Raw genomic sequence first — 11676 nt, forward strand, 5'->3', positions numbered from 1 at the left:
GGAGTCCTGCCCGTCATCGGCGACCGTGGCGCATCATCCGGACCGTGGCGGAGCCGACACTCATCGGCCCCCGCCAGCATGCACATGTCGCCGATCCGACGTCGCAGCGCGCCCCCGGACGGGCGGCGGAATGGGAAGGTCGGGTGCGTAGGATCGCCAGGAACCCGACGAAGGCGTCATTGCAGGCCAGGACGCCGAAGTCGGGACGGGGACGGCGGTGCGGCGGGGTACCCGACGGCGTTAGCGGACGGATCTGAACCTTGTTGATTGACAGATCACTGGTGGAGGCGGCGCTTCCGGGTTACACCGTCGAGGGCGACCTGGGCCGGGGCGGGTACGGGCTCGTGCTCGCCGGCCAGCACCGGCTCATCGGACGCAAGGTCGCCATCAAGATCCTGCTGGACACGTCCGACGATCCCGATCTGCGCGCCCGCTTCCTGGCCGAGGCCCGGGTGCTGGCCGAGCTCGACCACCCGCACATCGTGCGCATCCACGACTACGTCGAGCATGAGGGCACCTGCCTGCTGGTGATGGAGCTGCTCTCCGGCGGCACCCTCAAACAGCGGATCAGCACGGGTCCGGTGTCCCCCGAGACGACCTGCTCGATCGGCCTGGCCGCCGCCGCGGCCCTGGCCAACGCGCACACGCAGGGCGTGCTGCACCGCGACGTCAAGCCGGACAACATCATGTTCGCCGGGGACGGACTGCTCAAGGTCACCGACTTCGGCATCGCCAAGATCTTCGATGGGGCGGAGACGACGGCCAGCGCGATCCTCGGCACCCCGCGGTACATGGCCCCCGAACAGATCATGGGCGTGCGGCTGTTCCCGTCGACGGACCTCTACGCCCTAGCCGGGGTGCTCTACGAAATGATCGCCGGCCGGCCGCTGTTCGGTCGTCAGATGGCGGTGCAGCCGCTCACCCACCACCATCTGACGGTCATGCCGGAGCCGCTCACCACGGTTCCGCCGCCGGTCTCGATGGTGATCATGCGGGCGCTGGCGAAGGACCCGAACACCCGCTTCGCCGACGCGACCGATTTCGCCCTCGAACTCGCTCGCGCCGGCAGCCGAGCCTTCGGGCCGAACTGGTTGTCCCGGTCGGAGATCAAGGTTCGGGTGGACGACGAGATCCGGGAGGCGGCGCTCGGCGTCTCGTCCACCCCACGGCCGCCGACCTCGGGCGTGCCGGGCTACCCGGGCGGACCCGCCCGCGGATCCGGCCCACGGCCCGGCTACCCGGCTGGGCCGGGCGCGTTCGGTAACCCCGCCGGCGTCGGCGGCCCGGCCCGGCCCGGCGGCCCCAGCGGACCAGGCGGTCCCGGCGGACCCGTAGGCCGCGGTGGGCCTGGGCCTGGTGGGCCTGGGCCTGCTGGAGCGGGGATGGGTGGCTATCCGCCGCCGCCTGGCGGCTACCAGGGGCGTCCCGGCACCCCGCCGTCAGGCCCCGGCGGTCCCGGTGGCCCGGGCAGCCCCGGGTTCACCGGCGCCCCCACCGTACGGGGCGGCCAGGCACCTGGGTCAGGCGGGTGGGGCGGCTATCCGCCGGGGAACACACCGCCGCCGTACACGCCGCCGCCGCGCCCGCTCGGTGGGGGGTACGCAGGCGCGCCCGGGGCCGGCGGACCGGGCGGCGCGCAGTTCGGCCCGCGCGCGGGCGGGCCGGGCGGCGTGCCCCTCGGTCCCACTCGTCAGGCCGTGGGCGCGCGCAACCGCACCCCGTGGATCATCGGCGGCGTCGCCTTCGTCCTCGTCGTCGCGCTCACCGTCGGCATCGTCCTGGCCGTGGCCAGCTCCGACGACGGCGGCGATCGCGGCCGCTCGGCCGCCGCCCGGATCGGCACCGCCTACCGCGGACCGGCGCTGTCCGTGCAGGGGCTGAGTCCGTACAGCCTCGAACTCGACCTCGACGGCTCGCTGCTCGTGTCCAGCCTGGCGACCGACCGGATCCAGAAGATCACCCCGGCCGGCGCCGCGAACGACTTCGCGGGCACCGGCGCGGGCGGGAGCGGCGGCGACGGCGGCCCGGCCATCGCGGCCCAGCTCAACGGCCCGGGCTCCACCACCCGGGACAAGGCCGGCAACATCTACATCGGAGACGCGCAGAACAACCGCATCCGCAAGATCTCGCCCGCTGGGGTGATCTCCACGATCGCCGGCACCGGCACCGCGGGTTACAGCGGCGACGGCGGCCCGGCCACCGCGGCCCAGCTCAACAACGCCGAACAGGTGACCACCGGTCCCGACGGCAGCGTGTATTTCTCCGACTACGAAAACCACCGGATCCGTAAGATCGACCCGGCGGGGATCATCACGACGTACGTCGGCACCGGCGTCGCCGGCTACACCGGCGCCGGCGGCCCGGCGACCCAGGCGAGGATCGACGGCCCGCACGAGATCACGATGACCGACGACGGCACGCTCTACTTCGCCGATCTGAGGAGCGAGACCATCCAGAAGGTCACCCCGGACGGCATCATCAGCAGCGTCGCCGGCACCGGGGAGGCCGGCTACGCCGGGGACGGCGGCCCGGCCCGGTCGGCGAAGCTGAACGGGCCCTCGCTGTCGATCGGGCCGGACGGCAGGACCCTCTATCTCGCCGACTACCACAACAACCGGATCCGCAAGATCGACCCGAGCGGGATCATCACCACCGTCGCCGGCATCGGCACCGCGGGTTCCGGCGGCGACGGCGGCCCGGCGACCGCGGCCCAGCTCAAGAACCCGACCTCGGTGGTGGTCGACGGCGCCGGCGCGCTGTACATCGCGGACAACGGCAACGCCCGGGTCCGCCGCATCGACCCGAACGGCACGATCACGACGATCGCCCGGCCAGGCTGAGTCGACCTCCCCCGGAGCCCCGCCCGCTCGGTGGACGCCCCAGGGACCCGGGCCCGGGGCGGGCCCGAAGCGGGAATCGGGTGGTTCGGGGACGCCCCGCGCGACGTGGAAGGTCGGATGACAGGACAGGTGGACATCGGGCGCGTGGCCGCCGCCCTGCCCGGCTACGAGCTGGGCGGCGAGCTCGGCCGCGGTGGCTTCGGCGCCGTGCTCGCCGGCCGGCACCGGCTCATCGACCGGGTCGTCGCGGTGAAGGTGCTGCTGGACCCGGGCGGCGCCGGCGGTGCCGACGACTTGCGCGCCCGGTTCCTCGCCGAGGCGCGGGTGCTGGCCGGGTTGGACCACCCCCACGTCGTGCGTATCTACGACTACGTCGAGCGCGACGGACTGTGCCTGCTCGTGATGGAGCAGCTCACCGGCGGCAGCCTGCGCCACCGGGGCCGGACGCTGACCGGCCCGGCGCAGGTGGGCACGATCGGCGTGGCGGCGGCGGTGGCACTGGCCGCCGCCCACGGGCGGGGCGTGCTGCACCGCGATGTGAAGCCGGACAACCTGCTGTTCACCGGGGACGGCGTCCCCAAGGTCACCGACTTCGGCATCGCCAAGATCGTCGAGGCGACCGCGGCGACCACGACCGGGCTGGTCGGCACCCCGCGGTACATGGCACCGGAGCAGATCACCGGCGGGCGGCTCGGCCCGGGCACGGACCTCTACTCCCTCGGTGTGGTGCTGTACGAGCTGTTCGCGCGCCGCACGCCGTTCCCGCCCGACCTGCCGGTCGCCGCGCTGCTGCACCATCACCTGTCGGTGGCGCCGCTGCCCCTCACCGAGGTACCGGGACCGGTCGCCGACGTGATCATCTCGGCGATGGCGAAGGAGCCGTCGTGGCGGCCACCGTCAGCGCTGGACTTCGCGGTGCGGCTCGCCGCGGCGATGACCGCGGCGCTCGGCCCGGGCTGGCTGGCGGCGAGCGGCATCCCGGTCCGCCTCCCCGACGACGTGCTCTCCGCGGCCGGCCACCACCCCGCCACCACGCCACAGCCGGGCACCACGCCACAGCCGGGCACCACGCCACAGCCGGGCACCACGACCCGCCTGAACACCGCGCCCCGTCCGGGACATCCCGTTGGTGCCGGGCAGCCTGGCCGTTCCTACCAGTCGGGGCCGGACGGCAGCGGGCCGCCGGACACCCGCGGGCAGCATCGCCCCGCTCCCGTGCGCGCCGGACGGCTGGCGTGGTGGGGTGGCCGCCGGCGCCTGGTGGTCATCTCGGTGGCGGCGGTGGGTGCGCTGGCCGTGGCGGCCGGGGTGCTCGTCGGCCTCGGGGCGTTCGGCGGCGACGGGAGCGACCGGCGCCCCGGCTACGCCGGCAAGCCCGTCACCTTCGCCGGGCTGTCCGACGCCGGCGGCCTCATGCTCGCCGCCGACGGCTCGCTCTACATCACCGATCCCGGCGTCGGCACCGGGCAGGGCCAGGTCGTCCGGCTCACCTCCGACGGCCGCGCCGACCGGATCGGCGGCAGCGGGCCGCGGCCGACGCCGGCCGACGGCACGGCGTCGCCGTCGCCGTCCCCGCCGCCGGTGATCGGCGACGGCGGCACGTCCCTTGCCGCGGACCTGCAGGGCCCGGCCGGGGTGGCAGTCGGCCGGGACGGCGCGGTCTACCTGGCCGAGAGCGACGCCGGGCGGATCCGGCGGATCGGCCGGGACAGAGTCATCACCACGGTGGCCGGGGCCGGTCCCGACTATTCCGACGGGTTCACGGCGGACGTCGGCGACGCCACGAAGGCGCACCTGGACGACCCGAGTGCCGTCGCCGTCGACGACGACGGGGTGCTGTACGTGGCGGAGGGCTACCGGGTCCGGCGCATCGCGCAGGGCCGCATCACCACGGTCGCGGGTAAGTCGACCGAGTCCGGCTCGGCCGGCGACGGCGGCCCGGCGATCAACGCGACGCTGTACCAGCCCAGCGGACTGGCACTGGGCGACGACGGCAGCCTCTACGTCGCCGACACGGGCAACGAGACCGTGCGGCGGATCGACCCGTCGGGACGCATCACCCTGGTCGCCGGCCGGCCCGGCACGTACGGCCACCGGGGTGACGGCAAGGCCGCCACCGCGGCCCTGTTGGACGACCCCAGGGGCCTCGCGCTCGGTCCCGACGGCTCGCTGTACATCGCCGACTCGGGCAACGACGTCATCCGTCGGGTGGACCGGCACGGGATCATCACCACGGTGGCCGGGACCGGCTCCTACTCCGCCGACGACCGGGACGGGGCGCTGGCCACCCAGACCCGGCTGAGTAACCCGGCCGGAGTGCTCGTCGACCCGACCGGGGCGATCTACATCGCCTGCTCCGGCGACGGGACGGTGCGGCGGGTCGGGCGGGACGGATTCATGACGACCGCCCTGCGACCGCCCGAGCGCTGACCTGCGCCGAACCGCTCCGCCCGGGGTGCCGTCCAGGCATGGATGTGCAGATGGGTGTCCCGGCATGGGTGTCCCGGCATGGGTGTCCCGGCGTGGGCCTGGGCCGGCTGCCGGCTGCCCACTCGTGCCGGCGAAGCGCCGTCGCCGCCTGGATTGGCATACCTTCGCCGGTAGTCCCGCCAGCCCGGTCAGTGCCGCATGCCACTCGGTGCCGCTCACGGTCAGTTCCACGCCCCGATTGGTCGGTGCTTCGGTGGCGCCGCGCCTGGCGGGCGGCGGGTTCCGGACGGCTCTCTGGAGGACGCGTGAGCGGACCCGACCGGCGGTCGGTGTTACGGGCCGCGGGGAGAGGCGGGCTGGCCCTCGCCGGCGCCGGCCTCGGTGGCGCGCTACTCGCCGGCTGCCACGGGGACACCCACCCCGCACCCTCCAGGACTGACTGGCAGGCCCTCGACACGCGCCTGACCGGCCCGCTGCTGCGCCCGGCGGACCCGCGATACGCCTCGGCCAGCATGCTGTTCGACCCGGCATTCGACGCGATCCGACCGCAGGCGGTCGCCCAGGCCGCCTCCGTCGCCGACGTCCAGGCCTGCGTCGACTTCGCCCGCCGGACGGGGCTGCCGCTGGCCGCCCGCGCCGGCGGGCACAGCTACGGCGGCTATTCCACGACGACCGGACTGGTCGTGGACGTCACCCCGATGGCCGAGGTGGCCGCGGCGCGCGGCCAGGTCGCGCGGATCGGGGCGGGCGCACTGCTCGTCGACGTGTACTCCGGTCTCGCGCGGGCGGGGCTGGCACTGCCCGCGGGTTCCTGCCCGACCGTGGGCATCGCCGGGCTCGCCCTGGGCGGCGGGATCGGTGTGCTCGGCCGCCGCTACGGCCTCACCTGTGACCGGATGGTCTCCGCCGAGGTGGTGCTGGCCTCCGGGGAGGTCGTACACACCGACGCGGACCACGAGCCGGACCTGTTCTGGGCGCTGCGCGGCGCGGGCGGCGGCAACGTCGGCATCGTCACCTCGTTCACCTTCGCCACCCACCGGGCGACGCCGCTGGTGCTGTTCACCTACCGCTGGGCCTGGGATGGCGCCGCCGACGTGCTGGCCGCGTGGCAGGACTGGATCTCCGCTCCCGGTGGCGCGCCGGAGAGCCTGTGGTCGACGTGCGTCGTCTACTCGGCGCCCTCCGCCGGCGTCGGCGGCACCCCGACGCTGCGGGTGAGCGGGGTGCTGTCGGGCGGCGCCGGCGATGACGCCGTGGCCGGCCTGCGCGCGCAGCTCGCCGGCCTGGTCGACGCGGCCGGCCACCGGCCCACCGGGACCTACCTCACCACCCGGGGCCATCTGGAGGCGATGCTCATCGAGGCCGGCTGCGCGGGCCGCGGCGTCGAGTCCTGCCATCTGCGCGGCCGGACGCCGGGGGGCACCGTGGCGCGGGTCGCCCAGCGGGCCGCGTCGGCGTTCCTGCTGGAACCGATGCCGTCGCGCGGCGTCGAGGTGCTGCTGGGCGCGGTCGAGGAGCGCCAGCGCACCGCGGGGGCGGGCTCGGGCGGGGTGATCCTGGATTCCTGGGGCGGGGCGATCAACCGGGTCGCGCCGGGCGACACGGCGTTCGTCCATCGCCGCGCGATCGCCAGCGCCCAGTACGTCGCCGGCTATGCCCCGAACGCCACGCCGGCCGCGAAGGAGGCCAACCGCCGCTGGCTGCGTTCGACTGTCAAGGCGACGGCGCCATTCGTCTCCCGGTCCGCCTACCAGAACTACATCGACCCCGAGCTCACCGGCTGGGCGCAGGCGTACTACGGGGCGAACCTGGATCGGCTGCGGCAGGTGAAGCGGGCCTACGACCCCGACGACCTGTTCCACTTCGCGCAGGGCATCACGCCGGCCTGACCGCCGGGGCGGGGATCCTGGCCACCGTTCCCCCGGCCGCCCCCGCCAGGCGCCAGGTGGGGCCCCGGGCCTCCAGCCCGCGGCGAAGATCGGTCACTTCTGGTAGCCACCCCGCGCCAGGAGTCGACGTCAGCCGGCCCGGGGTGGCATGAACCATTAGAGCCCGCCACGCCTACGTCGCCAATTGGCTACAGATGGTCATCTCACTGTCCGTTCAGTGTCCCGCCGGGGGTTACGCCGTGTCCGCGGCGGTGTCCGCCGGCGCGTCCGAGGCCGAACGGGACTGTGGGTCACCCGCGCCGGGTGGAGAGACGCCCGCCCGGCGAGGCGCCGCCGACCGATCGGCGATTCCCCTTGCGATGGCTACTCAAGGTGAGTACACACATGCTGTCGGTGACTTATCGACGTCGGTGTCCGTCCGGCAGTGTCGGCTGGCTGTGCTGCGAGGTCCTGCATGAAGAGACTGATCTGGCCGTGGGGAATCGGGTTGTTCATCCTGTTCTTTGCGGTGACCGCCCCGAGTGACGCCGCTGACGTGGTGCACAACACCGTGGGCGTGCTGGGTGGGGTGGCCAACGGGCTGTCGGACTTCGTGTCCGAGACGACCGCCTGAGCCGTCGCCGATCCGGCCGGCCGCCGCCGGAACAGGCGGACCGGCCGGGTGGGCTAACGGAGTTCCTTGGCCAACGGCCTCGTCACCGCGACCGTGCCGGTCCAGTCCGAGATGTCGGACTCCACGACGCCCCAGCGCGCCCCCTTGGCCGCGATGACCCGGCCGTCACCGATGTACATACCGACATGGCCGGGTGCATCAGCGGTGCCGTCGGTGCCCGGCGTGAACAGCAGGTCCCCGGGCTGTGGGTCGACCCCGGCCACCACCGGGCCGAACCGGAGCTGGTCGGTGGTCACCCGGGGCAGCTCGATGCCGATGTGCCGGTAGGCGGCCTGCACCAGCGACGAACAGTCCCAGGAGTCCGGCCCGATCGCGCCCCAGACGTAGGGCTTACCGATCTGTGACTCCATGAACGCGACCACGGGGGCGATCGCGTCGGCGGGGATCTCCACGCCGAACTCGAGCGAGTCCCCGTACACCTGCATCTGGGCGAGGATCGTACGCACGTAGTTGCGGGTCTCGGTGTAGGGAGGGATGCCCGCGTAGGCGAGCACCGCCCCGGCGCCGGCGTTGTACGCGGCCAGCATCTTCTCCTGCCCGTCGCCGGGCACGGAGGCGACCGACGCCGCCACCGTGCAGTCGTAACGGGCCGCCGCCGGGATCGCGTCGGCCGGGTTCCACACGTCGCCCTGGCCGTGGCTGGCCCAGGTCGCGGGCATGAACTGGGCGATCCCCATCGCCCCGACGGGCGAGCGGGCCTGCGGGTTGAACCCGGACTCCTGATGCAGCTGGGCGGCCAGCAGCGCCGGTGTCACCTCCGCGCAGCCGGCGCCGTTCGCCGCGTCGGTGATCAGCTGCACGTACTCGGCCGGGATGCCGTCGGCGTTCTCGATCGACTTGTTGCCCCGGCCGTGGTCACCGACGAACGGCCCGGCGAGGGACATGATCAGCACCGAGATCAACAGGATGATCCCGGCGACGACGAGCGCCGAGCCGGCGCCCAACCACACCAGCCACCGGGATCGCTTCGACGGGAAGCCCCGTGCCACCCGACCTCACCGCCCCGGCGCGTCGCCGGCGACGCTGGCGAGATCCGCCCCGGCGACCCGCCACGTCCCGTCGGTCTGGCGCAGCAGCGTCAGGGCCGGGGTGGACAACGTCGCCACCGGAGCCTCGCTGCCCGTCGTGCTCTCGCGACGCACGTTGAGCTGGAGCACGACGCGGCCGGTCGCGGTGGTGTCGATGCCTCCCAACGGCGTGGTCGCCAGCACCGACACCTGCGAGCGGGTGCCCGCGGCACGTAGGTCCTGCCAGGCCTGCCCGTCGGCGCCCCCGTCAGCGGCGCCCGTGGCGCCCGTGGCGCCCGCGCCGAGCGAGGCGGCGAAGTCCTCGGTGAGGCAGTCCCGGGCGCGTTCGACGCCGGCCGACGGCCCCGAGTCGGTCCGCGCGTCAAACGACTGCCAGCGGGTGAAGCAGTCGGCCGCGACCGCGGCCGGATTCGTGCGGTCGACCTCACCGGTCACCGGGGCGGTCGCGGTGGCCAGCGGGGGCCCCGGCGCCTGGCTGGCGCCTGGCGGCGGGCCCGTGGTCACCGAGGGGCTCGGTGTCGGGTCCGCGGCGCGATCGAACGTCCCACAGCCGGCGAGCACGACCAGCAGCAGCATCGGGATCAGCAGGGCGCGGGTCCGGGCCCGCTCCGCGCGCCGACCCAGGCGTCGCGCAGCGGCGACCCGCACCATCACCTGGGCCAGGGCGGTGGCTCGACGCGGGCCAGTCCATCGGCGCGGCGGCGCCGACCCGCCTCGGATCACGAGCACACCTGACCGCCGCTACGCCGAGCCGCCGTGACGCCCGATCACCGGCGCGCCGGCGCGCTCGGGGGCGTCGGCACCGGCAGTCCTCGTTCCCGCGATCCTCGTTCCCGCCCTCGCCGCACCGCCGGTCATTCCCGGCCGTCCAGCCAGTCCCGCACGCGGCCGCGGCGCACCCGCCACTGATGGCCGACCTTACGGGCCGGGATCGCCCGCTCGGACAGGAGCTTGAGGACCGTGCTCTCAGACAGGCGGAGCCAGGCGACCAACTCGTCGACCGTGAGCACGTCGTCGTCGTCGGCGGGCCGGGCCGCCGGTCCACCGGTCGCCGGCGCCGGACCTGAGCCGCCCGCGGGAGCGCCGGCGGCACCCAGCCTGGCGGCGCCGCCGGCCCCACCCGACACGGACGGCCTGGTCCCCGGCGGGGACAGCGGCGGCTGCGCGAGCGGCGCGACCGGAGGCGTCGCGGCGGCCGGCGTGCCCGGGGCGGTCGCGGACGGCATACCCGCCGGCAGACCGGAACTCGCCCGGGGACGGCTCGACCCGGTAGGCGCGGAACGCAGGGGAGGCGATCCGACCGGCGCGGTCCGGGCCGACGGCGGCGCGCCCTGCGGGCCGCCCGAACGCCCTGGACGGGCGGATGGCCGGGGCGTCGCCATCGAGAAGCCGTCCTGCGCCACCGACGCTCCTTTCGCTCTGCCGCACGATTCGCGCCGCGTGATCCTGGCAGCCCCCGCCGGCCCCCCGGCGCGGATCTCAGCCGAACCGGCCGTCGGGTCGCCTCGATGATGGCGGATCGCACATCTCCGGTTCCGGAAGGTACACCGACCCATCCGTTGTGGGTAGCCTCAACCAGAGCTTGTCATACTCGAATGGCTCGTGTTACATCGATCCGACCGCAGCCGAAGGCAAGTAACCGTAAGTAACCTTAACTGGCACTAGCTAGCCTGAGAGAGCCGGGAGGGCGACGGCGCGTGAGCGATGTGCCACAGGCACCGTACGGTGAGGAAGGCGACGCGCGGCCCGTTTCGCTCATAGGAGCCCGCATCCCCACGACGGCCTCCCGTTCCAACCGGCTGCCGGACCGAGACGACCAGTACGGACGCGACGAGACCTCGACCACCGAGGACGCCGAGTCACCTCCCTACGCGCGTTCCGGGCGCCGGCGGCATCGGCGGCGGAGCGGGCCGGACTCGCCGCAGCCACCCGACGAAGCGTGGCAGAGCGAGGCATTCCATCTCGATGATGCGACATCGGCGACCGAACCGGGTGCAGACCGTGTAACCGCTACGGAAGCCACACCGCCAGCGGAGCCGGCGAGTGCCGGGCGCGGCGGCCGGGCCACGCCGAGCACCGAGGCAGACGAGGCCCCCCGGGGCACGCGCGGCAGCCGGACGCGGCGTGCCGGCCGGCCGGCCGCGATCGCGCCGCGCAATCAGGCGGACCCCTCGCGCCGCCCGGCGCCGCCCGGCGGCACCGATTCCCTGGCCCCTGGACCGTCGCGGGACACGGCGATCCCGGCCCAAGCGGACGGTTCGGGCCAAGCCGCCGGCCCGGGTGCCACCAGCTCGGGTGCCACCGCGGCGGGCCCTGGCGCGACCGCGCGAATCACAGACTCCGGTCCGGGCGCGGATCGGGGCCCCGCCACCGCCCCCACCGAGGCACTCGCCGCCGGCCCCGGGCCCACCGCGGTCCCTGCGCACGCCACCGGGCCGCTGCCCGTCCCCAGCCCCCCTGCCGCCGTGAACCCCCCGCGCAGCCGACCGCCCAGGGCATCCGCTCCACCCCGGGCCGCGGCCGCCCGGCCGGTCTCGGACGGGCGACCCGCAGGTGCCCCCGGCGCTGCTCCCACCGAGGAGGGCGACCGGGCCGCCACCGCCGTGCCGGCACCCGTGACCGGCCCGATCGTGGTGGCCGACCCGATCGCTGTGGGCGACTCCGTCGCCGTGACCGATTCCGTCGCCGTGACCGATTCCATCGCCGTAACCGGCCCGATCGAGGCGGCTGGGCCCACTGTGGTGCCCGGTTCCAACGCGGTGGATCAGCCGGCGCCACCCGCCCCCCGGCCGGCCCCGGTGGGCCGGACCGCCGGC

General features: G+C 74.7%; 7 protein-coding genes and 1 pseudogene. 5 read left to right on the forward strand and 3 right to left on the reverse strand.

Features of this window, described 5'->3' with window-relative positions; all coding sequences use genetic code 11:
* Positions 1-260 precede the first annotated feature (260 nt).
* From FRAQA3DRAFT_RS22860 to FRAQA3DRAFT_RS36270, 4 genes are all read left to right on the forward strand, one after another.
* The gene (locus FRAQA3DRAFT_RS22860; RefSeq protein WP_009741420.1) at positions 261-2840 is read left to right on the forward strand and encodes a serine/threonine-protein kinase; all 2580 of its coding nucleotides are present in this window, start codon (positions 261-263) and stop codon (positions 2838-2840) included.
* A 117-nt stretch (positions 2841-2957) separates the two neighbouring features.
* The gene (locus FRAQA3DRAFT_RS22865; protein WP_009741421.1) at positions 2958-5270 is read left to right on the forward strand and encodes a serine/threonine-protein kinase; all 2313 of its coding nucleotides are present in this window, start codon (positions 2958-2960) and stop codon (positions 5268-5270) included.
* A gap of 305 nt (positions 5271-5575) precedes the next feature.
* Complete coding sequence (locus FRAQA3DRAFT_RS22870) at positions 5576-7159, forward strand: FAD-binding oxidoreductase (protein ID WP_009741422.1); 1584 nt, start codon at positions 5576-5578, stop codon at positions 7157-7159.
* Between the two features lie 454 nt (positions 7160-7613).
* On the forward strand, positions 7614-7772 hold the full coding sequence (locus FRAQA3DRAFT_RS36270; RefSeq protein WP_009741423.1) for a hypothetical protein: 159 nt from the start codon (positions 7614-7616) through the stop codon (positions 7770-7772).
* A gap of 53 nt (positions 7773-7825) precedes the next feature.
* Here FRAQA3DRAFT_RS36270 and FRAQA3DRAFT_RS22875 read toward each other — a convergent pair whose 3' ends face one another.
* The 3 genes from FRAQA3DRAFT_RS22875 to FRAQA3DRAFT_RS33515 all read right to left on the reverse strand — a co-directional run bounded on the left by FRAQA3DRAFT_RS22875 (position 7826) and on the right by FRAQA3DRAFT_RS33515 (position 10086).
* Positions 7826-8821, reverse strand: a complete 996-nt coding sequence (locus FRAQA3DRAFT_RS22875) for an NlpC/P60 family protein (RefSeq protein WP_009741424.1) — start codon at positions 8819-8821, stop codon at positions 7826-7828.
* A gap of 6 nt (positions 8822-8827) precedes the next feature.
* Positions 8828-9583 (reverse strand): hypothetical protein, encoded by a 756-nt coding sequence (locus FRAQA3DRAFT_RS22880; protein ID WP_232291711.1) that lies wholly within the window; start codon positions 9581-9583, stop codon positions 8828-8830.
* A 131-nt stretch (positions 9584-9714) separates the two neighbouring features.
* The gene (locus tag FRAQA3DRAFT_RS33515) at positions 9715-10086 is read right to left on the reverse strand and encodes a helix-turn-helix domain-containing protein (RefSeq protein ID WP_232291712.1); all 372 of its coding nucleotides are present in this window, start codon (positions 10084-10086) and stop codon (positions 9715-9717) included.
* 1389 nt (positions 10087-11475) lie between these two features.
* Here FRAQA3DRAFT_RS33515 and FRAQA3DRAFT_RS37560 point away from each other — a divergent pair.
* Positions 11476-11676 (forward strand): annotated as a pseudogene (locus FRAQA3DRAFT_RS37560) (tetratricopeptide repeat protein); the annotation flags it as partial.

This window comes from Frankia sp. QA3 (assembly GCF_000262465.1).
Classification (GTDB): domain Bacteria; phylum Actinomycetota; class Actinomycetes; order Frankiales; family Frankiaceae; genus Frankia.